This window comes from Pseudomonas sp. Marseille-Q5299, assembly GCF_943737035.1.
Lineage (GTDB): Bacteria > Pseudomonadota > Gammaproteobacteria > Pseudomonadales > Pseudomonadaceae > Aquipseudomonas > Aquipseudomonas putida_E.
The window spans coordinates 481,095-504,914 of the sequence record NZ_CALSFR010000002.1; the positions used below are offsets into that span (position 1 = coordinate 481,095).

Sequence of the window (23,820 nt, forward strand, 5' to 3'; positions counted from 1 at the left end):
CCCTCTCCTTTATACCCGCGCGTTATCACCCCAATAACCAAATCGTTGCAATCAAAGAGCCATTACCCCGGAAGGTTTAAACACCCGTTCCTATACTCCTTTCTGGATAGTCTCCTTGGGGGTGATTGGAGACCAGTGCGAACTCGACCATGGGGCAAGCAATGGAATGGCTGGGACTGCAACTGTTCTCCGATGTGCCGGCTAGCGGTAGCATCGTCATCGACTGCCGTCATGAACCACTACTGATCCTGATCGCCTTCGCTGTGGCCAGCGCTGCCTGCTTTGCCACCCTGGACATGGCCGAGCGCCAATCCCACAGCGAACAACCGTCTGCCCAGAGGCAATGGCGCATGCTGGGTGCTTGCTGCCTGGCCGGAGGGATCTGGGCGATGCATTTCATCAGCATGCTGGCGTTCAGGGCACCGCTGGAAATGCACTACGACGCCTCGCTGAGCGGCCTTTCGCTGCTGATTGCACTGGGTGTGGCCTGGATGGCGATGACCAGCCTCGATCGCGAGCGCATGGGGCCGCAGCATTACCTGCAAAGCGCCATGCTGATCGGCCTGGGTATCATCCTCATGCATTTTGTCGGCATGGCGGCGTTGCAGACCGGGGCCAAGCAGTACTACCAGACCGAACTGTTGCTGGCCAGCACGGCCATCGCCCTGCTGACCAGCCTGGCCGCACTGCTGATGGCCCGCTACTTCCGCAACGGCAGCGGCACTGTGCATCAAGCCCTGAAATATGGCGCGAGCCTGCTCATGGCCGGCGGCATCGTTGCCACCCATTTCACCGCAATGGCCGCGATGACGCTGGTCATTCCTGCCGACACCGCCCTGCGCTTGCCGTCCGCCGACAACAGCCTGCAACTGGGCCTGACCGTTGCCTTCATCACCCTGCTGATCAGCGCAAGCAGCATCAGCGCTGCCCTGGCCGACAAAAAGCTGCAGAGCAAGGAACACGACCTGCGCAGGGTGAACATGCTGCTCAGCCAACTGGACCAGGCCCGCGCTTCTTTGCAGCAAGCCGCGCACTACGATGCACTGACCAGCCTGGTCAACCGTCGGGGCTTCAACCAGGTGTTCGCCGAACGCCTGGCCGAACAGAACCCCGAAGTGCACCGCCTGGCGGTGATGTTTCTCGACATCGACCATTTCAAACGGATCAACGACAGCCTCGGCCATGACGCCGGTGACCAACTGCTCAAGGTGATCGCCAGCCATATCAAAGCGGCCACACGCAGCCACGACCTGGTGGCACGCTTCGGCGGCGACGAGTTCTGCGTGGTTACCAGCCTCAATGGGCCTGACGAAGCTCGCCATCTGGCGCAGCGCATCATGCAGCGCATGAAGGACCCCATCGACCTGGGCGGGCGGCGCATGGTCATGACCACCAGCATCGGCGTCAGTATTTACCCCGACGACGGCCTCACCGCTGAAGAGCTGCTCAAGCACGCCGACCTTGCCCTTTATCAATCCAAGGGCAGCGGGCGCAACAGCCTGCATTTTTTCAACAGCAGCCTGAAAAACCGCGCCACCCTTGAACTGCAACTGGAAGAAGAGCTGCGCATCGCCTTGCTTGAAGAACGTGGGCTGCGCGTGCATTACCAGCCCATCTATGACTTGGGTAGCGGCCAGGTAGCCAAGCTTGAAGCCCTGGTACGCTGGCAGCATCCGCAGCATGGGCTGCTGAGCCCGGACCGGTTCATCGGCATTGCCGAAGCCAACGGCCTGATCGTCGACCTGGACCTGTGGGTGTTGCGCCACGCCTGTGATGACCTGGCGCAGTTGCATCGCCATGGCTTCGCCGACCTCAAGCTCACGGTCAACTGCTCAGCGGTGACGCTGGGCCATGACGGGTTGCCCAAAGAAGTGGAAATGGCACTGTTCCAAGCGGGCCTGGCACCTCGACACCTGGAACTTGAGGTCACCGAGAATGCCCTGATGGGTGACATCCAGCGCACGCTCAGCCTGCTCAAGCGAATTCGTGGCCAAGGTGTCAGCCTTTCGATCGATGACTTCGGCACAGGGTACTCGTCACTGGCTTACCTCAAGCGCCTGCCTCTGGACGTCCTCAAGATCGACCGTAGCTTTCTTCAGGACGTGCCTGCCAGCCTGAAGGACCGTGAAATCGTCCAGGCGATCATCGCAATGGCCCATACCCTGCATCTTCAGGTGGTCAGCGAGGGTGTAGAAACTGTCGAGCAGCATGAGTTTCTGGCCGCCAACGGCTGCGACTACCTGCAGGGCTACCTGCTCAGCCGGCCGGTACCGCTGGCGGACCTGCGGCCGATCCTGGAGCGGCTCGACCGCCAGGAAGAAGCCTTCAGCGCTTGTTGCGATACAGCTCTACCAGGGTCGCCGGATCTTTTTGCAGATAACCCTGGCTACCGTGCAGGCGCATCAATTGCGCGGCGAGGCCACTGAGGGGGGTCGCCGTGCCCTGTTCGCGGGAGAACTTGACCGCACCGTCGAGGTCCTTGAGCAGCGTGCGCACATGCCATTTCACCGGTTCGAAACGGCTTTCGGCCATCTGCGGTGCCAGGATCTGCAGCGGCCTGGAGTCGGCAAAACCACCGGCCAGGGCTTGGGCGATGAGCGTTGCGTCCACACCTGACTGCTCGGCCAACGCCACGACTTCAGCAACCACCAAGGCATTGCAGGCCACGATCATCTGATTGCAGGCCTTGGTCACCTGCCCCGCCCCCACCCCGCCCATGTGCGTGACCCGCTGGCCAAGGGTAAGCAATACCGGGCGCGCTCGTTCCAGGTCGGCAGCCTCGCCGCCGACCATGATCGCCAGGCTGCCGGCCTCGGCGCCCGGCGTGCCACCGGAGACGGGCGCATCCAGCCACGCCATGCCACACAGGGCGGCCAGTTCGGCAGCCATCTCGCGGGTAGCGGTCGGCTCAAGGCTGGACAAGTCGACCAGCAGTTGCCCGCTACGCCCACGCTGGGCGATACCCTGCTCGCCGAAAACCACCTCGCGTACCACCTCCGTATCGGCCAGGCACAGCAGCACCATGTCGCTGCCCCGGCACAACCCGGCAGGGTCGGCAGCCAGCTGCGCGCCAGCCGCGACCAGCTCGGCACACTTTTCCGGGCTGCGGTTCCAGACGGTCAGCGGGTAACCTGCGGCCAGCAGGCGCCGACACATCGGCAGCCCCATCAGACCAATCCCGGCGAATCCAAGCGAAGGCAGTTCAGTGCTCATAACGACTCCTGGCAAATCCGATAGTTATCCGGGCCGTACCACGGCCCCATTACGCATCCCGTAAACTGTTACCGCCACGCCGAATTGTTACCTACCTCCACCCCACCTGAACGCCATCGAGCACCAGAATGGGGCGGCTGCGCATTTTCGCGCACCAAAATCATCCGGCGGATTTGGCGCTCTTCACCTGAATCACGATGAACGGCGAAACCACGACCGCCCATATCTCTGGATCGCGGGTTTGCAGGTCGAGCGCCTGTTCGGCCGTGACAGGGCCCACGGTGCCATCATCACGCCACTTGGCGAACATCTCGCTGCGATTCTGCGCCATCACTTCGGCAACCGCTATCAGGTCCAGGCTGGGGTCGACCCAAATCAGGTCACCCTTTGCCCAAAAACGCTCCAATGCCTTCCACTCGATAGTTGCCGTCTCGCCGAGCAATTTGGCATAGAGGGTGCTTGTTTGATCAGTCATGGGTTTTTACCGCAAATATCGGCCAATAAAAAAGGCCGGCATTTTTGCAGAAAAACCCGGTTTCAAATATGTAATTTGGTCGATTGGCCCAGAACTTGTGGGGTAGGGCCGAAGATGCAGGCGATGTAATGGCGCCTTTCTGTATCTTTGTGTCGATCATGCGACAACCCGCGAAACAGGCGCTTTTCGCCCGCTTTTCAAGCGCTCGGGCAGCGCTCTACACTGTACCGGTACAGTTCCGGGACATGTTCCGGGGGAAGGTGGGCATGCAGTGTGGCGTGGCCATACCGCAAATCCCGCCCGGTCTGTAGCCCTGGCCGCCAGGACTATAAGAATTACAACAGAATGAGTGGAGCACTATGATCAAGATTTCCAAGCTGTTCGCCGCAATGGTACTGGCCGGGGTAGCCAGCCATTCGTTTGCCGCCGATACCATCAAGATCGGCATCGCCGGTCCGAAAACCGGTCCTGTGACCCAGTACGGCGACATGCAGTTCATCGGCGCAAAACAGGCCATCAAGGACATCAACGCCAAGGGCGGCGTCGATGGCAAAATGCTTGAAGCCAAGGAATACGACGACGCGTGCGACCCTAAACAGGCCGTGGCAGTCGCCAACAAAGTGGTCAACGACGGCGTCAAGTTCGTCATCGGCCACCTGTGCTCCAGCTCCACCCAGCCAGCGTCCGACATCTACGAAGACGAAGGCGTGATCATGATCACCCCGGCCGCCACCAGCCCGGAAATCACCGCCCGTGGTTACAAGCTGATCTTCCGCACCATCGGCCTGGACAGCGCCCAAGGCCCTGCGGCCGGCAACTACATCGCCGACCACGTCAAGCCGAAGGTCGTTGCAGTGCTGCACGACAAGCAGCAGTACGGTGAAGGCATCGCCACCGCCGTCAAGCAGACCCTGGAAGGCAAAGGCGCCAAGGTTGCCGTCTTCGAAGGCCTGAACGCCGGTGACAAGGACTTCTCCTCGATCATCCAGAAGCTCAAGCAGAACAACGTCGACTTCGTCTACTACGGCGGCTACCACCCAGAGCTGGGCCTGATCCTGCGCCAGGCTCAGGAAAAAGGCCTGAAAGCCAAGTTCATGGGGCCAGAAGGCGTAGGCAACGACTCGATCTCGCAGATCGCCCAGAACGCCTCCGAAGGCCTGCTGGTCACCCTGCCGAAGTCGTTCGACGCCGACCCTGAGAACAAGGCCATCGTCGATGCCATCAAGGCTGACGGCAAGGACCCGAGCGGTCCGTTCGTGTTCCCGGCCTACTCCGCCGTGGAGCTGATCGCCAAAGGCATCGAGGCTGCCAAGTCCGAAGACACCGACAAGGTGGCAGCCGCCATCCACGCCGGCTCGTTCAAGACCCCGACCGGCACGCTGTCGTACGACGAAAAAGGCGACCTCAAAGACTTCAAGTTCGTGGTCTACGAATGGCACTTCGGCAAGCCGAAGACCGAAGTCTCCCCTCAGTAACTGCGTGACTGAATAGCTGACCGTAAAAGCCCACTGTGCGAGCAGTGGGCTTTGTTTTACGAGGTTCATGGACCTGATTCCCGCGATCCGGGGGCCGGTTCACCTGAAAATCTTAAAACCGTCACTCGCGGTTTCCTGGCCTACCCCCGCCAGCGAAATGCAAATCAGGTTTTTAGGAGCGCTGTAATGCCTGAGATCTACCATTTCTTCCAACAACTGGTTAATGGATTGACCATCGGCAGCACCTATGCCTTGATCGCCATCGGTTACACGATGGTGTACGGCATCATTGGCATGATCAACTTCGCCCATGGCGAGGTGTACATGATCGGTTCCTATGTGGCCTTCATCGCCCTCGCAGGGCTGGCCATGATGGGTATCCATTCGCTGCCGATCCTGATGACCGTTGCCTTCGTCGCGACGATCTTCGTCACCAGCGCCTATGGCTACAGCATCGAACGGGTTGCCTACCGCCCCCTGCGCAACAGCAACCGTCTGATCCCGCTGATTTCCGCCATCGGCATGTCGATTTTCCTGCAGAACACCGTGCTGCTGTCGCAGGATTCCAAGGACAAATCCATCCCTAACCTGATCCCCGGGAGCTTCTCCTTCGGGCCAGGCGGTGCTGAAGAAGTCCTGATCAGCTACATGCAGATCCTGGTGTTCGTGGTCACCCTGGTGGCCATGACCCTGCTGACCCTGTTCATCTCCCGCTCTCGCCTGGGGCGCGCCTGCCGCGCCTGCGCCGAGGACATCAAGATGGCCAACCTGCTGGGCATCAACACCAACAACATCATCGCCCTGACCTTCGTCATCGGTGCCGCGCTGGCGGCGGTGGCGGCTGTGCTGCTGAGCATGCAGTACGGCGTGATCAACCCCAACGCCGGTTTCCTGGTGGGCCTGAAGGCCTTCACGGCGGCGGTACTGGGTGGCATCGGCAGCATTCCGGGCGCGATGCTCGGTGGCCTGGTGCTGGGCGTGGCCGAAGCCTTTGGCGCTGACATCTTCGGCGACCAGTACAAGGACGTGGTGGCATTCGGCTTGTTGGTTCTTGTCCTGCTGTTCCGGCCGACCGGCATCCTCGGCCGCCCGGAGGTTGAAAAAGTATGAACAGAAATCTCAAACAAGCGTTCTTCAGCGCCTTGCTGGTGTGGGCCGTGGCCTTCCCGGTGCTGGGCCTGAAACTGAGCATCGATGGCATCAGCCTGGTGGTGCACAGCCAGGGCTCGTTCACCATCGGCATCATCGCCGCATGCTCGGTGCTGATGTTCCTGCGCGTGCTGTTCGACAGGCAGTGGAGCTCGGTGATGGGCCGCCGCTCGGATCGCAAGCTGATCTCGCCCGCGGTAAGCAATTACCTGACCCTGCCCAAGACACAGCGCTGGATCATCATCGGGCTGATCGCGGTGGCGCTGGTCTGGCCGTTCTTCGGCTCGCGCGGCGCCGTCGACATCGCCACGCTGATCCTGATCTACGTGTTGCTGGGCCTGGGCCTGAACATCGTGGTCGGCCTGGCGGGCCTGCTGGACCTGGGTTACGTCGGCTTCTACGCTGTCGGCGCCTACAGCTATGCGATGCTGTCGCACTACCTGGGCTGGAGCTTCTGGGTATGCTTGCCGATCGCCGGCCTGATGGCCGCGACCTTCGGCTTCCTGCTCGGCTTCCCGGTGCTGCGCCTGCGCGGTGACTACCTGGCGATCGTGACCCTGGGCTTCGGCGAGATCATCCGCCTGTTCCTGCGAAACCTGACCGACTGGACCGGCGGCCCCAACGGCATCAGCAACATCCCCAAACCGGAGCTCTTCGGCCTCACCTTCGAGCGGCGTGCTGCCGAGGGGATGCAGACCTTCCACGAGTACTTCGGGTTGCCGTACAACTCGATCAACAAGGTCATCTTCCTCTACCTGGTGGCACTGTTGCTGGCACTGCTGGCGCTGTTCGTCATCAATCGCCTGCTGCGCATGCCCATCGGGCGCGCCTGGGAGGCGCTGCGTGAAGATGAGATCGCCTGCCGCGCGCTAGGCCTGAACCCGACTGTGATCAAGCTCTCGGCATTCACCCTGGGCGCCTGCTTCGCCGGTTTCGCCGGCAGCTTCTTCGCCGCCCGTCAAGGGTTGGTGACACCCGAGTCGTTCACCTTCATCGAGTCGGCGATCATCCTCGCCATCGTCGTGCTTGGCGGCATGGGCTCACAACTGGGCGTGATCCTCGCGGCCATCGTGATGATCCTGCTACCTGAGCTGATGCGTGAGTTCAGCGAATACCGGATGTTGATGTTCGGTGCGCTGATGGTGTTGATGATGATCTGGCGTCCGCAAGGCTTGCTGCCTATGCAACGTCCACACATGGAGCTGCGTCGATGAGCCGCGAAATTCTGCAAGTCAGCGGCCTGAGCATGCGCTTCGGCGGCTTGTTGGCGGTCAACGGCGTGGCCCTGACCGTCAAGGAAAAACAGGTAGTGGCGCTGATCGGCCCGAACGGCGCCGGCAAGACCACCGTGTTCAACTGCCTCACCGGCTTCTACAAGCCCAGCGGCGGCACCATCCTGCTCGACGGCCAGCCGATCCAGGGCCTGGCCGGCCACCAGATCGCCCGCAAGGGCGTGGTGCGGACCTTCCAGAACGTGCGCCTGTTCAAAGAGATGACCGCGCTGGAAAACCTGCTGATCGCCCAGCACCGCCACCTCAACACCAACTTCTTCGCCGGCCTGTTCAAGACCCCAAGCTTCCGCCGCAGCGAGAAAGAGGCCTTGGAGCGCGCGCAGTACTGGCTGGAGAAGGTCAACCTGACCGAGTTCGCCAACCGCACCGCCGGCACCCTCGCCTACGGCCAGCAACGCCGCCTGGAAATCGCCCGCTGCATGATGACCCAGCCGCGGATCATCATGCTGGACGAGCCGGCAGCGGGCCTGAACCCCAAGGAAACCGAGGACCTCAAGGCGTTGATCGCCTATCTGCGTGAGTCGCACAACGTCACCGTGCTGCTGATCGAACACGACATGAAGCTGGTGATGAGCATTTCCGACCATATCGTCGTCATCAACCAGGGCACGCCCCTGGCAAACGGCACACCGGAGGAAATTCGCGACAACCCTGACGTGATCAAAGCCTACCTGGGGGAAGCGTAAATGCTGAAGTTCGAGAACGTCTCCACCTTCTACGGCAAGATCCAGGCGTTGCACAGCGTCAACGTCGAGATCAATCAGGGTGAGATCGTCACCCTGATTGGTGCCAACGGTGCGGGCAAGTCAACCTTGCTGATGACCCTGTGCGGCTCGCCGCAGGCGCACAGCGGCAGCATCAAGTACCTGGGTGAAGAGCTGGTCGGCCAGCCTTCTTCGCACATCATGCGCAAGAGCATCGCCGTGGTCCCGGAGGGCCGCCGTGTGTTCGCCCGCCTGACCGTCGAGGAAAACCTCGCCATGGGCGGCTTCTTCACCGACAAAGGCGACTATCAGGAGCAACTGGACAAAGTCCTGCAACTGTTCCCGAGGCTGAAAGAGCGTTATCTCCAGCGCGGCGGCACCATGTCCGGCGGCGAGCAGCAGATGCTGGCCATCGGCAGGGCGCTGATGAGCAAGCCCAAGCTGCTGCTGCTCGACGAGCCCTCGTTGGGCCTGGCGCCTATCATCATCCAGCAGATCTTCGACATCATCGAACAGTTGCGCCGCGATGGCGTGACGGTGTTCCTGGTGGAACAGAACGCCAACCAGGCGTTGAAGGTCGCCGATCGGGCCTATGTGCTGGAGAATGGCCGGGTTGTAATGCAAGGCACGGGGGAGGCGCTGCTGACCGACCCGAAAGTGCGTGACGCCTACCTGGGCGGTTGACTGGCAAAGGGCTTCGGGTTCAGGCCAGTCAGTTAGCTTTATCAGGGCTGCTACGCAGCCCATCGCCGGCAAGCCAGCGCCTACAGGGTCAGCGCTGTTCCTGTAGCAGCCGGCTTGCCGGCGATGGGCCGCAAAGCGGCCCCAAATCGCTTTCTCTTGTGATCAGCGCCTGGCATGGGTACCGTGGCCTGCACTTCATGCAAGCATCCCGGAGCCCCGTCCCATGCGCCTCACCCCTTCCCTGCTACTCACCGCCCTGCTGCCCCTGTTCGCCGGCTGCCAGATGCTGGCCGCCCCACCAAGCGATCCGAACATCGGCACTGTGCGCATGCAGGGCGAATTGAGCGCCGGGGGCGGCCAGTTGCTGTTCAAGCCCTGCAATGAACCCCGTCGCTTCGTGATCAAGGATGTGGCCGGCACCGGCATTTTGCAGGAAGCCGCCAACCTGGCAGACGACGCCGGTGACAAACTGTTCGCCGATGTGCGCGGGCGCCTCACCGGCAGCAAGCAGGCCAACAGCGACGGCCAGCTCGAGGTGCGCCGCCTGTACCGCCTGGACCCGTCCACCCGCGCCTGCGAAGATCCCAACTTCAAGCAGCTGACCCTGCGCGCCAGCGGCCATGAGCCTGAGTGGGACATCAAGGCCAGTGGCAAAGGCATGGTGCTCAACCGCATTGGCAAGGAGCCATTGCCGCTGCCCTTCCTGGAAGAGGAAGTGCCCGGCGGCGGCCTGACCTTGAGCAGCGAAGCCAACGGCCAGCAGGTGGAACTGTGGGTCGCCCCGCAGCGTTGCGTCGATACTGCCACCGGTGCCGTGCACCACCTGCGCGCCGAACTGAGCATCGATGGCCAGACCCTGCAGGGCTGCGGCTACTACGGCGGTGCACGCGACAACTGATCGCCGGGCACTTTTATCCTGCCAGTCAGGGCGGCGAACAGCTTATACTTGGCGGTTTGTGTAAAGCCGCCGGCCGCCCATGGCCGGGATACTGGACCCTGCCATGCTACGAATCACCGAACTGAAGCTGCCCCTGGACCATCCCGACGAAGCGCTGCGCGAAGCCATTGTCCAGCGCCTGGGCATCCGCGATGAGCAACTGCTCAGCTTCAACCTGTTCAAGCGCAGCTACGATGCGCGCAAGAAGAACAGCGAATTGCTGTTCATCTACACCATCGACCTTGAAGCCAGCAACGAAGCGGAGCTACTAGCCAAGTTCGCTGACGATCGCAATATCAGCGTCGCGCCGGATGTCACCTACAAGTACGTTGGCCACGCCCCTGCCGACCTGCAGGAGCGTCCGGTCGTGGTCGGCTTCGGCCCGTGCGGCATCTTCGCCGGCCTGCTGCTCGCTCAGATGGGCTTCAAGCCGATCATCCTGGAGCGTGGCAAGGAAGTGCGCCAGCGCACCAAGGACACCTGGGGCCTGTGGCGCAAGAGCGTGCTCAACCCCGAGTCCAACGTGCAGTTCGGCGAAGGCGGTGCCGGGACCTTCTCCGACGGCAAGCTGTACAGCCAGATCAAGGACCCGCTTCACCATGGCCGCAAGGTACTGGAAGAGTTCGTCAAGGCCGGTGCGCCGGACGAGATCCTCTACATCAACAAGCCGCACATCGGTACCTTCCGCCTGACCGGCATGGTCGAGCAGATGCGCCAGGACATCATCGCCCTGGGCGGTGAAGTGCGCTTCCAGGAAAAAGTCACCGACCTGCTGATCGACGATGGCCAACTGAGCGGCGTGGTGCTGGAGAGCGGCGAGCAGCTGCAGTCGCGCCACGTGGTGCTTGCCTTGGGCCACAGCGCCCGTGACACCTTCCGCATGCTGCACGGCAAAGGCGTGTTCATGGAAGCCAAGCCCTTCTCGGTGGGCTTCCGTATCGAGCACCCGCAAACGCTGATCGACAAGGCGCGCCTTGGCAAATATGCCGGTCACCCGAAACTGGGTGCCGCTGACTACAAGCTGGTGTACCACGCCAAGAACGGCCGCTCCGTATACAGCTTCTGCATGTGCCCCGGCGGTACCGTGGTCGCTGCCACCAGCGAACCAGGCCGCGTCGTCACCAATGGCATGAGCCAGTATTCGCGTAACGAGCGCAACGCCAACTCCGGCATCGTGGTCGGTATCGACCCTGAGCGCGATTACCCGGGCGGCCCGCTGGCGGGTATCGAGCTGCAGGAGCGCCTGGAGGCGCACGCTTATGTAATGGGCGGTAGCAACTATCAGGCACCGGCACAGTTGGTGGGTGACTTCGTCGCCGGCAAACCCTCCACCGCGCTGGGTAGCGTCGAGCCGTCTTACAAGCCGGGCGTGACCTTGGGTGACCTGGCGCCTAGTTTGCCGGATTTCGCCATCGAGGCAATCCGCGAGGCGCTGCCAGCCTTCGATCGACAGATCAAAGGCTACAACCTGCATGATGCAGTGCTGACTGGCATCGAGACACGCACCTCCTCGCCGCTGCGCATCACCCGCGGCGAGGATTACCAGAGCCTGAACGTGAAGGGGTTGTTCCCTGCAGGTGAAGGTGCCGGGTACGCCGGGGGCATTCTTTCGGCGGGTGTTGATGGCATTCGCATTGCCGAAGCCGTGGCGCGGGATATGCTTGGGCTGTAAGCCGGCGACAGGGCCAGGGCAGGCAAATAAAAAACCCCGAACGGGCCTGGCCAGTTCGGGGTTTTGTTTTGGCGCGGTCAGTGCGTAACGCGGCTGGTACCGTCGACAGTCATGATGCGCACACGCTCACCGACGCGGAAGATTTCGTTCTCCTGCACGGCCTGAACGTAGGCGCGCATGCTGCCATCGTCCTCACGCACGGTGATTTCGACACCTTGGGTGCGGGTGATGCCTTCCTCGGCAGCGGAACCCGCCAGGCCACCGGCCACGGCACCGATTACCGCTGCAACGATACTGCCACGGCCACCACCAATGGCACTGCCGGCAACACCACCGACAATCGCGCCTGCACCGCCGCCGATAGGGGTTTTGGTGCCTTCGATCTTGACCGGACGCAGGGACTCGATAGTACCCATGCGCACGGTCTGCACGCGACGGGCCTCATCACGGGAGTAGCTGTCGCCGGTCAGGCTCGAAGCACAGCCGCCCAACAACAACGACATGGTGGTAAAGGTCGCCACCAGCAAAGCGGATTTACGCATGGGTAAAGTCTCCATAAGTCAGGTGTCCATTAGACGCTGCACCTCGACGGCTGTCACGGTAGCAAAGCCATAAAATTATTTCCGTTCAGCTACGGTACAGTCTCCGAGCCGGGCCTGGAAATCTAGACAGAGGATAGTCAGGGTTTACTGCATTGAAGTGGTGACAGCATACATGGGGCTACCGCGCAGCCCCATGAACGTCACGGAGCCAGGCGCTCGCGCTGCCACTGGCCATCGACCCACCGATAGTTCAGCCGGTCGTGCAGCCGGCTCGCCCGCCCTTGCCAGAACTCGATGCGCTCGGGCAGCAGGCGGTAGCCTCCCCAATGCTCGGGGCAGTGGGGCTGGGTGTCGGAGAACCGGGCCTCAGTGGCCTTCACCAGCCCTTCGAGCGCCTCGCGGCTGGCAATCACCCGGCTTTGCGGTGACGCCCAGGCCCCAAGGCGGCTCCCCAGCGGGCGGACCTGGTAATAGTCATCCGACTCTTGGGGCGTAACCTTTTCCACACGCCCCTCAATGCGCACCTGACGCTCCAGCGCCGGCCAGAAGAAGGTCATGGCAGCGTAGGGGTTGGCCTGGAGTTGCTGGCCCTTGGCGCTGTCGTAGTTGGTGAAGAAGGTGAACCCTCGGTCGTCGAGCCCCTTGAGCAGCAAAACGCGGCAATGGGGACGGCCATCACCGTCGACCGTGGCGAGGGTCATGGCATTGGCCTCCACCGGTGCCTGCTCGGTCTTTACCGCATCGGCGAACCACTGATGGAACAGAGCGAACGGCTCGCCCGGCGCCTGGGCTTCTGCCAGGCCATCACGGGTGTAGTCGCGGCGCATATCGGCCAGGGATTGGGTCATGGCTGCGTTTCCTTGACGATCAGTTGGTCTTCGCAGGGCTGTTGGCGGCTACTTTTTTCTCGGCCGTAGCTTTCTTGGCAGCGGGCTTGGCCGGCGCGGCTTTCTTTTTGGCGGTGGTTTTAGCAGGTGCCTTGGCTTTGGCTGCAGGCTTTTTGGCAGCAGGTTTGGCCGCTGCCTTGGCGGCTGGTTTGGTAACAGCTGCCTTGGTAGCGGGTGCCTTAGCGTCCTGGACAGCGACCATCGAGGCCGGTGCCGGCGCTGGCCGCTGATATTTGGCCATCAGGGCAAGCATGGTGTTCTGCGGGGTCAACAGCATCTCCACGCGGCGGTTAAGGGACCGGCCTTCGACGCTGTCGTTGGCCGCGCGCGGCATTTCAGAGCCCATGCCCTTGAGCGAAAGACGGTCACGCTTCAAGCCGCTCAAACGGAAGATCGCCGACACGGAAGCGGCGCGCTCCAGGCTGAGCTTCTGGTTGGTAGCAGCAGCGCCGCTGGTGTCGGCGTGGCCCAGCACCAGCACGGCAGTCTTGGGGTCGCCTTCGACGGCTTTGGCCACACGGGTAATCGGGCCCAGGCTCATAGGCAACAGCATGTTCGGACGGTCCGGGTTGTAGGAGCTGTCAGCCGGGATGGTCACAACCAACACATTCTCACGGCGCTCCAGCTCCAGTTTGCTGTCCTTGATCGCTTCACGCAGTTTTGGCTCGTACTGATCGAGCCAGGCCTGGGTGGCCTTTTCGTCGATTTTTGGTACAACCGGGCCCTTGGCCTGCTTGTCGTCACCGCCAAAGGGCCACCACCAGCGGCTGGCGCTCTCGGACTTGGCATCGGCCTTGGCGACTTTTTCGGTGACGGCCTGCTTCACTTCCTGCTCGGCGACCTCGTCCGTACCGAATGGCCACCAGCTGCTGAGGCCGCCCTTCGAGGCATCCTGAGAATGGCTGGCGCAGCCGGTCATAGCGGTCAGGCACAGGGCGAGAGCTAAGGTTTTATGTGAAGACATCAGCGATACACCATGAAATAGAAAGAAATTTTGCCCACACACTTGAGGCGTTGGCATTGAGGATAGTCAAAGGGGTTGCGCAATACCCGCGTTACCCGATCAAAGGCAAGTGCCAAGGACACGCACCAGTTGCTGGGCTCTTGGGTCCATGAGCACGTAAGGGCCAAGGGTATTGACCACGAAACCGAAGGCAACGTCGTGCTCGGGGTCGGCAAAACCGACCGAACCACCTGCGCCGGGATGCCCAAAGGCCCGCGCACCCAGGCCGAAGGTGGCGTTGGCCACTGTGGGTTGGTCCAGCATGCAGCCAAGGCCGAAACGGGTCTGGGTCAGCAGGGTACGATCCTCGCCGATGCTGTGTTCACGCGTCAGTTCATCGAGCAATTCGGACTCGAGCAAGCTGCCGTCGAGCAGGCCGGCATAGAAACCCGCCAGGCTACGGGCATTGCCGTGACCGTTGGCCGCCGGTTGCTGCATGCGGCGCCACTCAGGCTTGTTGGTGCTGGTGAGGATGGCCGGCGGGTTGGTGAACGCACGGGTAGACAACGCCTCGGGCTCACGCATGGTCACCTGCAGCAAGCGCTGGGCGGCAGCATCGCCGGCGTTGCCCTTGCCGCGTGCGATATGGGCCACGCGATCGAATTCTTCGTCCGCCAGGCCTACATGGAAGTCCAGCCCCAGCGGCCGCGCGGTACGCGCCACGATCGACTCCCCTGGGCCACGGCCATCGGCGCGGCGGATCAGCTCGCCGATCAGCCAGCCGTAGGTGATGGCGGCATAGCCGTGCGCGGTACCCGGCGCCCACCAAGGTGTTTCGGCGGCCAGCGCATCGACCATGGTTTGCCAGTCATACAGGGCCTCTGCTGGCAGCAGCTCGCGGATGGCGGGCAAACCCGCCCTGTGGCTGAGCAGCTGGCGCAGGGTGACGCTCTCTTTGCCTGCCTGGGCAAACTCGGGCCAGTAGCGCGCCACCGGAGCATCCAGCGCCAGCTTGCCCTCACCGACCAGTTGCAGTGCGGTGACGGCAGTGAAGGTCTTGGTGCAGGAGAACAGATTGGCGATGGTATCGCTGTGCCAGGCCTGCTGGCCATCTTTGTCGGCGCTGCCCGCCCAAAGGTCGATTACAGTCTCGCCACCGACCTGGATGCACAGCGCCGCGCCGCGCTCCTGGGGATCATCGAACAATGCCGCAAACGCTTCGCGCACTGCCTCGAACTTCAGCTCATAGTGACCCTGGATCTGCACCCGCCTGTTCTCCGTTCGACCTTGCTGAAAAAGGGAGGCATTGTTTCAGTAGTTGGCGGTTTTGCCTACTGGGCAAGGCTGGATGATCACGCAGAAAAGCACCCTTTTCAGGGCGCCTCGTCGGTTGGCGCGCCCGTGGTAGAGCTCCCTTCGTGCAACAGGCTGCTCAACTGACCAACGGCCTGCCGGTTACGCTTGCGCACCGCCTCGACAAAACCCGGATATGGCATATCGGTGATCGCCACCAGCCCTAGGTGCCCGTTTTCACCATCGAGCAAACGCCCGCTGGCAGGCTGGTCGAGGTACTGGAACCAGTGAGCGCCGACGATCATCGGCTGCGCCAGTGCCGCCTTGAGGAAGTTGCCGTAGGCCGGGCCCCGATCCTCTTCACGCGCCACTTCCACCGGCCCCGGCCAGAAAGGCCCACGGTCACGGGAACCGAACTGGAATTCGGACACCAGCACCGGCTTGTCCAGCTCCGCCAGCTGGGCGAAGTCGTAGCCGTCATCGGGTTTGAGGGTATAGAAGTTGAAGCTCAGCACATCGCAGAACTCGGCGCAGGCCTTGACCGCTTCGGGTGTGCTGACGGCAAAGCGCCCGCCCAGCAAAAGGTGGTTGGGCGCATGCCAGTTCAGCGAATCGGCGATGGTCTTGAAATAGGTTTCGGCGAACACCTGCTGGAAGTGCTGGTAATCGCGTTCGATCTCAGGGTGCTCGGGGTTGGGCAGCGGCGCCTCGAAGCCTGGGTCTTCCATCAATTCCCAGGCTTGCAGGTCGATGCCCCAGGCCTTGGACAGCCCCTGCTGGTTACGGTACTTGTCGCGCAGTTGCTTGAGGAAGGCACGCTTGGCCGGCACATCGGTTGTCAGACGCAGGGTGCCATAGGCAAGGCCGTAACGGGCCTTGGGGTCATTGCCAGGCGCAGCCCAGGCCAGCTCGTTATCGGCAAAGTACCCAATCAGCCAGGGATCATCCCGGTGGTCACGGGCGGCGATGGCCACGGCACGCTCGGTGGCCATGGCGAAACGCGGATCGAACGGGTCGGGCATGCGCCCCCACCAGTCCATGCCTGTGCTGATGCTGGCATAGTCACCGACGATCGACAGCGGCAGGGTATAGGGCATGCGTTTGGCCTGGCCAAGTTCAGGGTCGCTCCAGTTGCCCAGGGTGTTGAAGCCCCAGGCCTGCAACCGGTCGAGCGTATGCGCCTGCCAACGAGCGCTATCCAGCGCAAGGGGCGGGCAGGGCGGGGCAGGTTGCCCCTCCTCCCTGCCGGGCAAGGTTTGCCATGGGCGCGCTGGATGTTGGCTGCATAGAAGTCGAACCAACGCCCCTTCTTGAAGTTGCGCCCCTGCGACGATGCATTGCCATCATCGTTGTTGCCCTCGCCATAAAAGGCGGCAAGCGCGTCACCTTCGCCCGGCAGCACGCCGAACATCCCTTCGCGGCCCGCGACATAGGTACGCCCGCCATCGGCAGCCACGGCATTGACGCCCAACGAGTAGAACGGATGGCCCTCGGGGGTTACCAGGTGCCAGCGGCCGTCACGCTTTTCCGTACGGAAGAAACCCTTGGCGTCGAACGCCGGCCCGGCAAGCAGGCCGCCGTAGCTGTCCAGCTGTTGCTTGTGATGCTCGGCCAGCCAGGCCTTGAGCTGTTGCTGCTCGCGGTTGTCAGCAGCTTTCAGTTGTTCATCGCTGACCACCTTTTCGGGCCAGCGGCCGCGCGTGGACTGGCCATAAGCATCGATCAGTGCGTGGTAGGCCGCCTGGTAGGCAAGGTCGTCGTCCTGAATACCGACCTTCTCGATCAGCAGGTTCTGCGCAACCTTGGGGCCGGGGATGCTCAAGCTGACAGATACCACCTGCTTGAGATCGACCTCACCGGCGCTGCTGGTCAGCAGCAACCGTTGCCCTTCATGGGTCCAGGGCATCGGTGGGCCGGCGCGCATGCCCTGGCTCAGGGGGGAACTGGCCTTGAGCGGCACCATGACCGTCTGCGCAGGCCCTGCAGGCAGGTCGATACGGCTGGTCAGGGTACGGCCATCGCTGCCCAGCACCGTGACATCGACGGTCAGTGCCCAGTCCATGGCACTTTGCAGGCGCAAGGTCAGAAACTGCCCGGCCGACCAATCCCATGCGCCACTGTGAGGGCTCAGCCGCAGGGTCGGCCGTTCGACCGGGTTGAACACCACCCGCCGCAACACCTCGCCTTCTGCGGTCTGTTCTGCGTTGTACTGCGGCATCCCGGCCCCCTCAGTGGCCACATTGACGACCGAAGCCGGGCGCACGAAGCTGAACAGCGTCTGCTGCCCGGCCATTGCAGAGGCGCTGAACAACAGGGTGAGAACAGCAGGCAAGGTGCGGCGGATCATAGGGCTCAGGCTCTCCTTCCAGGCCCTCATGGGCCCGCGACAGAGTGGTGGACAACGGGCCGGCACATCATGCTCCGGCCTTCAGGAAATCTCCCGCCGGAAGGGCGGCAGCGCATTGAGAATAGCCTTGCCGTAGCGTTGGGTGACCAGACGCCGGTCAAGCAAGGTAATGACGCCCCGGTCCTGCTCGGTACGCAGCAGGCGACCGCAGGCCTGAATCAGCTTCAACGATGCATCGGGTACGGCAATTTCCATGAAGGGGTTGCCACCGCGGGCCTCGATCCACTCGGCCAGTGCCGCCTCGACCGGATCGTCAGGCACGGCGAAGGGGATCTTGGCGATCACCACATGCTCGCAGTAGGCACCGGGCAGGTCGACGCCCTCGGCGAAGCTGGCCAGACCGAACAGCACACTGTGCTGGCCATCATCGACCCGCGCCTTGTGCTTGTTCAGGGTTTCCTGCTTGGACAGGTTGCCCTGAATCAGCACCAGCTTGCGCCAGTCGCGGTCCAGGCCGTCGAAGACTTCCTGCATCTGTTTGCGCGAGGAGAACAGTACCAGCGCACCGCGGGCGTCCTCGACGATGTTCGGCAGCTCGCGGATGATCGCAGCGGTATGCGCCGCAGCATCGCGCGGGTCGGCCTTGAGGTCGGGCACCCGCAGCAGGCCGGCATCGCCATGCACGAACGGGCTGGGCACCACGCAGGTCATCGCATCGCGCGGCAGGCCCGAGCGCATGCGGAAACGGTCGAACTTGCCCAGCGCGGTCAGCGTCGCCGAGGTTACCAGCGCGCCATGGGCCACGCTCCACAGGCTGCGCCGCAGCATTTCGGCTGCCAGAATGGGGCTGGCGTTGACCTCGATGTCGAACAGCGCGCCGCTTTCGGCCAGGGTCAACCAGCGGGCCATGGGCGGGCTGTCTTGCGGGTCCTCGGCAGTGAAGGCGGTCCACAGCTCCCAGTTGCCTTGGGCGCGGGTGACCAGGCTGCCGAACAAGGGGTACCACTCTTCGGCCTGATGGCTGGCGATACCGATGTTGACCTCGCCGTCCATGCCTTCCTTGAGCAGGTCGGCCAGGCGAGTGAACAGGTCGTTGAGGCGGGCGAAGCCCTTTTTCAGCTCGATGCCGACGTCGCGGATCTGCTCGGGTACCACGCCGCCTTCGAAGCGATAGCGCGGGCGCTCACGCCCCTCCACGTCCTCGCTGGGACGGAAGTCGGCGACTTGCTCGCACAAGGTGAACATGAACTGTTGCTGGGTGCGGATTTCCCGCGCCAGCTCCGGCACCTGCTCGATCAGCTTGCCCAGATCGCCCGGCAACGGGTGCTGGGCCAACAGCTTGGTCAGGTTCTTGGCGGTCTGCTCCAGCCAGTCGGCAGTGGAGCGCAAACGGGAAAAGTGAGCGAAGTGGCCGATGGCCTTGTCGGGCAGGTGGTGGCCTTCGTCGAACACGTACATCGTGTCACGCGGGTCAGGCAGCACCGCGCCGCCACCCAGGGCCAGGTCGGCCAGGACCATGTCGTGGTTGGTGACGATCACATCGACCTTGCCCATGCCTTCGCGGGCCTTGTAGAACACGCACTGCTGGAAGTTCGGGCAGTGGCGGCCGGTACATTGGCTGTGGTCGGTAGTCAGCCGCGCCCAGTCCTGGTCTTCCAGGGCCTCGGGCCAGCTGTCACGGTCGCCGTCCCAACGATTGCCGGCGAGCTTCTCGATCATGCTGTTGAACAGCTTCTGGCTGCGCTCGTCGACCTCGATGTGAAAGCCCTCTTCCTCGAACAGCTGGGCAGTGGCCGATTGCGCATGGCCCTCCTGCAGCAGGACGTCGAGCTTGGACAGGCACAGGTAGCGGCCGCGGCCCTTGGCCAGGGCGAAGCTGAAGTTCAGGCCGCTGCTGCGCATGAGGTCGGGCAGGTCCTTGAAGACGATCTGCTCCTGCAGGGCCACGGTCGCGGTGGCGATCACCAGGCGCTTGCCAGCCGCCTTGGCGGCCGGGATTGCGGCCAGGCTATAGGCGACCGTCTTGCCGGTACCGGTACCCGCCTCGACCGCGACCACGGCAGGCTCGCCCGCGCGGCGGCCTTCGTCGTCGCAGGCGATGTCGCCGAGTACCTTGGCCACTTCGGCGATCATCAGGCGCTGGCCATAACGCGGCTTGAGGCTCTTGGCTTCGAGAAAACGCGAGTAGGCGCCCTGGATGGTGGCTTTGAGTTCGTTGCTGATCATGGTCTGCAGGCGCCCGAAGGGCTGGATATATTTTCAGTGTTTCGCATGGGGCGGCTATCATACCCCGCTATTGCCCATTGTGCCGCATGGAGATCCGGATGCTTGCCTTTGCCCTCCCCTACACACTGCATGTCCTGGCCGCCCTTGTGTGGGTCGGCGGCATGTTCTTCGCCTGGCTGGTGCTGCGCCCGGCAACGGTTGCAGCCCTTGAGGGGCCAGCCCGGCTTCGGCTCTGGGTGGAAGTTTTCCGACGTTTCTTCAGATGGGTCTGGCTGGCGGTAGCCATTCTGGCGATAAGTGGTATCGGCATGTTGCACATGCGCTTCAACGGTTTCGAGACAGCCCCCCGGTATGTACAGGTGATGATGGGGGGCGGGATCGCCATGTTCGCGCTGTTCATGCGTATCCAGGCGCTGTTGCTGCCTGAGCTGAAGGCTGCCGTGCAGGCCGAAGACTGGGCCGCAGGTGCTGCGGCACTGGGCCGGATCCGGCGCATGGTCGGGGCCAACCTCCTGCTGGGGCTGGCGGTGGTGGCGGTGGCCAGTTCGCGGCTACCGACATAGCGAGGCAGCGCCGTGGTCAGCCACGGCGCGTCAGCTCTGCCTGCCGCGGTATGGACATCACGTGGAAAATGCCCGTCAGCAGTATCTGCAAACGATCGAACCAGCGGTGGCTGCGCCCACGCAAGCTGCCGTTGAAGAACAGCACTTCCAGAACGTGCAGCCCCAGCAAGGCGATGCCTGCGGCATTGATCAACAGATTGAACGGCAGCGGCTGTGGCAGCATCTGGTTGAACAGCACCACGCCCCAGAAAGCGATGGTCAGGGTTTTACCCACGCCCAGAATGAATTTCATCTGCCGCTCCCATCGCTGCTCAGTTCAGGTGCAGGTCCACCCGCCGGTTTTGCGCACGGCCTTGTTCGGTGTCGTTTTCTGCCACCGGCTCGCTAGCCCCGCGCCCTTCGCTCGTTACCTTCTGCGGTGCCAGGCCCTGGCTGATCAAATACTGTGCGACGCTGGCCCCGCGCCGCTCAGAGAGTGCCTGGTTGTAACTGTCAGACCCGACATTGTCGGTATGGCCAACCACCTTGATCCGCGATACACCCAACTCGCTGAGCCTGGGCAACAGGCTTTGCAGCCGTTGCTGGCTGCCCACCGTCAAGTCGGCAGAGTCGAATGCGAACATCACCTGGCCCTGATCGTCGAGGGAGATCACCTCTGGCTGGGGCTCAGGTGCAGGTTGGCTGGGCGGATACTGCGGCAGCGGGCAGCCCATGTGGTCGACCGCCGTGCCGGCAGGCGTGTCAGGGCAACGGTCACGGCGATCGAAGACGCCATCCTCATCTTCGTCCCCATCCTGGGCGTAACAGATCAGGCCGCCGGCGATCGCACCCAGGGCGCCAGCGCCTGCAGCCCAGCTCGAGCTTTCGATAGCGCCCAGGCCACCGCCGGCCAGCCCACCGAGCAGGCTGCAGATGGGCCAGGTCCGTTGATTGAGGGGCGCACTGCCGTCACTGTGGGTGGCGCAGCCTGCCAGCAGACTGGAAACCACCAGCAACGGCAGCGCCGCCTTTGACATGACACTCATGATGAATGCTCCTGTGTCGTTGGCCGCAACCGGCCTACAGGAGTAAAGACGCGCCCGCGCCACTTCTCAAGGCGCGGGCGCACGCCGTCAGCGCTCGATCTTGATCTCGGTGCGACGGTTCATCGAACGCCCATCGGCTGTGGCGTTGTCCGCTACAGGCTGGGTTTCGCCGGCACCGACCACCGACACGAAGCTGGCGCGTGGCACACCACTCTCGACCAGGTAATCGGTCACCGAGTGGGCACGGCGCTCGGACAGGTTCTGGTTGTAACTGTCGGAGCCCACGCTGTCGGTGTGGCCGGTGACGCTCAGACGAGCGCTCGGCGCTTCCTGCTTCAGGCGTGTGGAAATGGTGTTCAGGCGTTCCTTGTCGGCTGGGGTCAGGCGCGCAGAGTCGAACTCGAAGTGCACGTCACGGATGACGATGACTTCCTCCTTCTGTACCACGACTTCCTCGACCACGGGCGCCGGCTCTGGCGGGCAGCCATTGGCGTCGACCTGCACACCACGTGGTGTACCTGGGCACTTGTCACGGCTGTCCGGCACGCCATCACCATCCTCGTCTCCATCACCGTTGGCCCAGCAATAGCCAGCTGCCAGGCCACCACCCAGCAACGCACCCCAGCCAGCCCAGCTGGAGCTTTCGATGGCGCCCAGGGCAGCGCCGCCCACACCCCCGACGGCAGCGCACTTCGGCCAGTCGGTTTTTTGCAAACCTGCACAACCAGTCAACACACTGGTGAGCAGTACCAGGGGTATCGCTGTGCGTACTATGCTCATTTCGTAGCTTCTCCTAGGGGGAATCGGCATAAGGCCGATCCATGGGAGTAAAGACCGCGCTTCTCATCCCTGCCAGCAATAAGCCACGACACGGTCATACGGCGCTTTGCCCACGGCCGACAGCCCGTTAGTCTTGGAAGACCTGAACGAGGATTGGCAATGACCGACGGTTTTTCCCAACGTACACCCCAGCAGGCCCTGGCGGCCCTGCTGGAGCGCTTCACCCCGCAACGTCTGCTGCTGGTAGGCACGCGTTTTCCTGCCCTTGAGGCGTTTGCCCAGGCACATCCGCAGGTGACGATTGAAACGTGCCAGCCAGGCGCGCTTGCAGCGCATGTTGCCGCACAACGCTTCGACCTGGCATTGCTGGTGGACTGCCTGGAGCACCTGCCCAAACGCGCTGGCCTGGAACTGCTGGGTGGCATCCGCAACCTCAACGCCAGCCGTGTCGCCGTGCTGGCCGACCTGCACGCCTGTGGCTGGCAGGAGACCGATTTTTTTGCCCTGGCCCTGTCGGCCAGCGAGAAATTCCGACGCGACGAGCAGGTCTTGAGCCTGTTCACCTATGATCTACATGACTACAAGCAGGTCCCCGACTGGCTCAACGCCAGGTTCTGGGCCAACCCTGAAAACTTCGGCAAGTACTGGTGGTGATCAATGAGTGTCTCGGTTTGCCCCTGTGGCAGCGGTAACCTGCTGGACGCCTGCTGCGGGCACTACCACGCCGGCACCCCGGCACCGGATGCCCAGGCACTGATGCGCTCGCGCTACAGCGCCTACGTGCTCGGCCTGATCGATTACCTGGTAGGCACCACCTTGCCAGCCCAGCAGACGGGTCTGGATCGCAACGCGATTGCGGCCTGGAGCGCCCAGAGCACCTGGCTTGGCCTGGAGGTGGAGAACGCCGAGGTGCTCGGAGGCCAGCCTGAGCATGCCTTTGTCACGTTCACGGCGCGCTGGCACGATCTGGAGGGTGATCACCAGCACCGCGAGCGCTCCGCCTTCGTGCAGCATGACGGGCGCTGGTACTTCATCGACCCGACCGTTGAGCTCAAGGCTGGCCGCAATGACCCCTGCCCCTGCAACAGCGGGCAGAAATTCAAGAAATGCTGCGCCGGCTACGTCGGTAACTGAGCGTGATCGCCCTGGCCCGCCTGTTCCTGCTCAGCGCTCTGCTGACGTTGCCGGCGGGTTGCGCGATATGGGGTGACGATGACTGGCGCGACCCGCAGGTGCACCTGGTCAGGGTCGAAACAGTCAAGGCGCGCTTGCTGGAGCAGGAGTTCGTCTTGCACCTGCGTGTCGACAACCCCAATGACAGCCGCCTGTTCATTCGTAACCTGGCTTATTCGGTCTGGCTCAACGACCTGATGCTGGTAGAGGATCAGGCCAGTGTCTGGCGCAGTGTCGGCGGGCATGCCCGGCGCACCTTGAAGATCACTGCGCGGACCAATCTGTGGCGCCAGCTCAAGCCGTTGGCCAAACTGCTCAAGAGCGAGCAGCCGCTGCACTACCGCTTGCAAGGCGAACTCGAGACCGGGCTGATCATCCACCGGGACCTGCACTTATCGCGCAGTGGTGAGATAATCCCCGGTGATTTCTTACCGGAGTAA

At 62.8% G+C, this 23,820-nt stretch carries 22 protein-coding genes and 1 pseudogene; 12 read left to right on the top strand and 11 right to left on the bottom strand.

Features of this window, described 5'->3' with window-relative positions:
* The first annotated feature begins 161 nt into the window (after nt 1–161).
* On the top strand, nt 162–2,426 hold the full coding sequence (locus tag NGJ21_RS06640) for a putative bifunctional diguanylate cyclase/phosphodiesterase (RefSeq protein ID WP_251961965.1): 2,265 nt from the start codon (nt 162–164) through the stop codon (nt 2,424–2,426).
* Here NGJ21_RS06640 and NGJ21_RS06645 read toward each other — a convergent pair.
* Together NGJ21_RS06645 and NGJ21_RS06650 are read right to left on the bottom strand one after the other, a co-directional pair.
* The gene (locus tag NGJ21_RS06645) at nt 2,326–3,213 is read right to left on the bottom strand and encodes an NAD(P)-dependent oxidoreductase (protein ID WP_174142044.1); all 888 of its coding nucleotides are present in this window, start codon (nt 3,211–3,213) and stop codon (nt 2,326–2,328) included. The two genes, NGJ21_RS06640 and NGJ21_RS06645, sit on opposite strands and share 101 nt — an antisense overlap.
* 160 nt (nt 3,214–3,373) lie before the next feature.
* The gene (locus tag NGJ21_RS06650; RefSeq protein ID WP_046787726.1) at nt 3,374–3,688 is read right to left on the bottom strand and encodes a DUF2288 domain-containing protein; all 315 of its coding nucleotides are present in this window, start codon (nt 3,686–3,688) and stop codon (nt 3,374–3,376) included.
* Nucleotides 3,689–4,047: 359 nt separating this feature from the next.
* Here NGJ21_RS06650 and NGJ21_RS06655 point away from each other — a divergent pair, with 359 nt between their 5' ends.
* The 7 genes from NGJ21_RS06655 to NGJ21_RS06685 all read left to right on the top strand — a co-directional run bounded on the left by NGJ21_RS06655 (nt 4,048) and on the right by NGJ21_RS06685 (nt 11,601).
* Nucleotides 4,048–5,163, top strand: a complete 1,116-nt coding sequence (locus NGJ21_RS06655; RefSeq protein WP_251961966.1) for a branched-chain amino acid ABC transporter substrate-binding protein — start codon at nt 4,048–4,050, stop codon at nt 5,161–5,163.
* Nucleotides 5,164–5,349: 186 nt separating this feature from the next.
* Nucleotides 5,350–6,273: a high-affinity branched-chain amino acid ABC transporter permease LivH gene (gene livH, locus NGJ21_RS06660; RefSeq protein WP_008097482.1), complete on the top strand. Its 924-nt coding sequence runs from the start codon at nt 5,350–5,352 to the stop codon at nt 6,271–6,273.
* A complete protein-coding gene (locus NGJ21_RS06665; RefSeq protein ID WP_125924211.1) occupies nt 6,270–7,526 on the top strand; it encodes a high-affinity branched-chain amino acid ABC transporter permease LivM in 1,257 nt (418 codons plus the stop codon). The genes livH and NGJ21_RS06665 overlap by 4 nt, the downstream gene beginning before the upstream one ends.
* A complete protein-coding gene (gene livG / locus NGJ21_RS06670; RefSeq protein ID WP_039604710.1) occupies nt 7,523–8,290 on the top strand; it encodes a high-affinity branched-chain amino acid ABC transporter ATP-binding protein LivG in 768 nt (255 codons plus the stop codon). Before NGJ21_RS06665 ends, livG begins: the two co-directional genes overlap by 4 nt.
* Entirely contained in the window at nt 8,291–8,992 is a 702-nt protein-coding gene (locus NGJ21_RS06675) for an ABC transporter ATP-binding protein (protein ID WP_046787727.1), read from the top strand.
* A gap of 223 nt (nt 8,993–9,215) precedes the next feature.
* Entirely contained in the window at nt 9,216–9,890 is a 675-nt protein-coding gene (locus tag NGJ21_RS06680) for a COG3650 family protein (RefSeq protein WP_115273736.1), read from the top strand.
* A 103-nt stretch (nt 9,891–9,993) separates the two neighbouring features.
* On the top strand, nt 9,994–11,601 hold the full coding sequence (locus NGJ21_RS06685) for an NAD(P)/FAD-dependent oxidoreductase (RefSeq protein WP_115273735.1): 1,608 nt from the start codon (nt 9,994–9,996) through the stop codon (nt 11,599–11,601).
* 77 nt (nt 11,602–11,678) lie between these two features.
* Here NGJ21_RS06685 and NGJ21_RS06690 read toward each other — a convergent pair whose 3' ends face one another.
* The 6 genes and pseudogenes from NGJ21_RS06690 to dinG form a co-directional block, all read right to left on the bottom strand.
* A complete protein-coding gene (locus tag NGJ21_RS06690; protein ID WP_012313068.1) occupies nt 11,679–12,143 on the bottom strand; it encodes an outer membrane lipoprotein in 465 nt (154 codons plus the stop codon).
* A 200-nt stretch (nt 12,144–12,343) separates the two neighbouring features.
* Nucleotides 12,344–12,991, bottom strand: a complete 648-nt coding sequence (gene pdxH, locus NGJ21_RS06695) for a pyridoxamine 5'-phosphate oxidase (protein ID WP_046787730.1) — start codon at nt 12,989–12,991, stop codon at nt 12,344–12,346.
* 19 nt (nt 12,992–13,010) lie between these two features.
* Nucleotides 13,011–13,994, bottom strand: a complete 984-nt coding sequence (locus NGJ21_RS06700) for an OmpA family protein (protein WP_115273734.1) — start codon at nt 13,992–13,994, stop codon at nt 13,011–13,013.
* Between the two features lie 99 nt (nt 13,995–14,093).
* Entirely contained in the window at nt 14,094–15,239 is a 1,146-nt protein-coding gene (locus NGJ21_RS06705) for a serine hydrolase domain-containing protein (RefSeq protein ID WP_046787732.1), read from the bottom strand.
* A 107-nt stretch (nt 15,240–15,346) separates the two neighbouring features.
* Nucleotides 15,347–17,613, bottom strand: a pseudogene (locus tag NGJ21_RS06710) (beta-galactosidase).
* 81 nt (nt 17,614–17,694) lie between these two features.
* A complete protein-coding gene (gene dinG / locus NGJ21_RS06715) occupies nt 17,695–19,839 on the bottom strand; it encodes an ATP-dependent DNA helicase DinG (RefSeq protein WP_046787734.1) in 2,145 nt (714 codons plus the stop codon).
* Between the two features lie 98 nt (nt 19,840–19,937).
* On the opposite strand from dinG, the gene NGJ21_RS06720 reads away from it, so the two are divergent.
* The gene (locus NGJ21_RS06720) at nt 19,938–20,402 is read left to right on the top strand and encodes a CopD family protein (protein ID WP_046787735.1); all 465 of its coding nucleotides are present in this window, start codon (nt 19,938–19,940) and stop codon (nt 20,400–20,402) included.
* A 16-nt stretch (nt 20,403–20,418) separates the two neighbouring features.
* Here the strand turns inward: NGJ21_RS06720 and NGJ21_RS06725 are convergent, their stop codons facing one another.
* The 3 genes from NGJ21_RS06725 to NGJ21_RS06735 form a co-directional block, all read right to left on the bottom strand.
* Nucleotides 20,419–20,694 (bottom strand): DUF1145 domain-containing protein, encoded by a 276-nt coding sequence (locus tag NGJ21_RS06725; RefSeq protein WP_012313061.1) that lies wholly within the window; start codon nt 20,692–20,694, stop codon nt 20,419–20,421.
* A 19-nt stretch (nt 20,695–20,713) separates the two neighbouring features.
* Nucleotides 20,714–21,427 (bottom strand): PA1041 family peptidoglycan-binding anchor lipoprotein, encoded by a 714-nt coding sequence (locus tag NGJ21_RS06730; RefSeq protein ID WP_119688370.1) that lies wholly within the window; start codon nt 21,425–21,427, stop codon nt 20,714–20,716.
* A gap of 87 nt (nt 21,428–21,514) precedes the next feature.
* Nucleotides 21,515–22,207: a PA1041 family peptidoglycan-binding anchor lipoprotein gene (locus tag NGJ21_RS06735; RefSeq protein ID WP_012313059.1), complete on the bottom strand. Its 693-nt coding sequence runs from the start codon at nt 22,205–22,207 to the stop codon at nt 21,515–21,517.
* A 159-nt stretch (nt 22,208–22,366) separates the two neighbouring features.
* Here NGJ21_RS06735 and NGJ21_RS06740 point away from each other — a divergent pair, with 159 nt between their 5' ends.
* Genes NGJ21_RS06740 through NGJ21_RS06750 form a run of 3 tightly spaced genes read left to right on the top strand, consistent with a single transcriptional unit; the run spans nt 22,367 to nt 23,820 of the window.
* Complete coding sequence (locus NGJ21_RS06740) at nt 22,367–22,861, top strand: DUF6231 family protein (protein ID WP_046787737.1); 495 nt, start codon at nt 22,367–22,369, stop codon at nt 22,859–22,861.
* Nucleotides 22,862–22,864: 3 nt separating this feature from the next.
* Complete coding sequence (locus NGJ21_RS06745) at nt 22,865–23,341, top strand: YchJ family protein (protein WP_046787738.1); 477 nt, start codon at nt 22,865–22,867, stop codon at nt 23,339–23,341.
* Between the two features lie 2 nt (nt 23,342–23,343).
* Complete coding sequence (locus tag NGJ21_RS06750) at nt 23,344–23,820, top strand: LEA/WHy family protein (protein WP_251961967.1); 477 nt, start codon at nt 23,344–23,346, stop codon at nt 23,818–23,820.

Bases quoted from the DNA above. Each gene is read 5' to 3' on its own strand.
- NGJ21_RS06640 (WP_251961965.1), top strand. From the start codon at position 162: ATGGAATGGCTGGGACTGCAACTGTTCTCCGATGTGCCGGCTAGCGGT.
- NGJ21_RS06645 (WP_174142044.1), bottom strand. From the start codon at position 3,213: ATGAGCACTGAACTGCCTTCGCTTGGATTCGCCGGGATTGGTCTGATG.
- NGJ21_RS06650 (WP_046787726.1), bottom strand. From the start codon at position 3,688: ATGACTGATCAAACAAGCACCCTCTATGCCAAATTGCTCGGCGAGACG.
- NGJ21_RS06655 (WP_251961966.1), top strand. From the start codon at position 4,048: ATGATCAAGATTTCCAAGCTGTTCGCCGCAATGGTACTGGCCGGGGTA.
- livH (WP_008097482.1), top strand. From the start codon at position 5,350: ATGCCTGAGATCTACCATTTCTTCCAACAACTGGTTAATGGATTGACC.
- NGJ21_RS06665 (WP_125924211.1), top strand. From the start codon at position 6,270: ATGAACAGAAATCTCAAACAAGCGTTCTTCAGCGCCTTGCTGGTGTGG.
- livG (WP_039604710.1), top strand. From the start codon at position 7,523: ATGAGCCGCGAAATTCTGCAAGTCAGCGGCCTGAGCATGCGCTTCGGC.
- NGJ21_RS06675 (WP_046787727.1), top strand. From the start codon at position 8,291: ATGCTGAAGTTCGAGAACGTCTCCACCTTCTACGGCAAGATCCAGGCG.
- NGJ21_RS06680 (WP_115273736.1), top strand. From the start codon at position 9,216: ATGCGCCTCACCCCTTCCCTGCTACTCACCGCCCTGCTGCCCCTGTTC.
- NGJ21_RS06685 (WP_115273735.1), top strand. From the start codon at position 9,994: ATGCTACGAATCACCGAACTGAAGCTGCCCCTGGACCATCCCGACGAA.
- NGJ21_RS06690 (WP_012313068.1), bottom strand. From the start codon at position 12,143: ATGCGTAAATCCGCTTTGCTGGTGGCGACCTTTACCACCATGTCGTTG.
- pdxH (WP_046787730.1), bottom strand. From the start codon at position 12,991: ATGACCCAATCCCTGGCCGATATGCGCCGCGACTACACCCGTGATGGC.
- NGJ21_RS06700 (WP_115273734.1), bottom strand. From the start codon at position 13,994: ATGTCTTCACATAAAACCTTAGCTCTCGCCCTGTGCCTGACCGCTATG.
- dinG (WP_046787734.1), bottom strand. From the start codon at position 19,839: ATGATCAGCAACGAACTCAAAGCCACCATCCAGGGCGCCTACTCGCGT.
- NGJ21_RS06720 (WP_046787735.1), top strand. From the start codon at position 19,938: ATGCTTGCCTTTGCCCTCCCCTACACACTGCATGTCCTGGCCGCCCTT.
- NGJ21_RS06725 (WP_012313061.1), bottom strand. From the start codon at position 20,694: ATGAAATTCATTCTGGGCGTGGGTAAAACCCTGACCATCGCTTTCTGG.
- NGJ21_RS06730 (WP_119688370.1), bottom strand. From the start codon at position 21,427: ATGAGTGTCATGTCAAAGGCGGCGCTGCCGTTGCTGGTGGTTTCCAGT.
- NGJ21_RS06735 (WP_012313059.1), bottom strand. From the start codon at position 22,207: ATGAGCATAGTACGCACAGCGATACCCCTGGTACTGCTCACCAGTGTG.
- NGJ21_RS06740 (WP_046787737.1), top strand. From the start codon at position 22,367: ATGACCGACGGTTTTTCCCAACGTACACCCCAGCAGGCCCTGGCGGCC.
- NGJ21_RS06745 (WP_046787738.1), top strand. From the start codon at position 22,865: ATGAGTGTCTCGGTTTGCCCCTGTGGCAGCGGTAACCTGCTGGACGCC.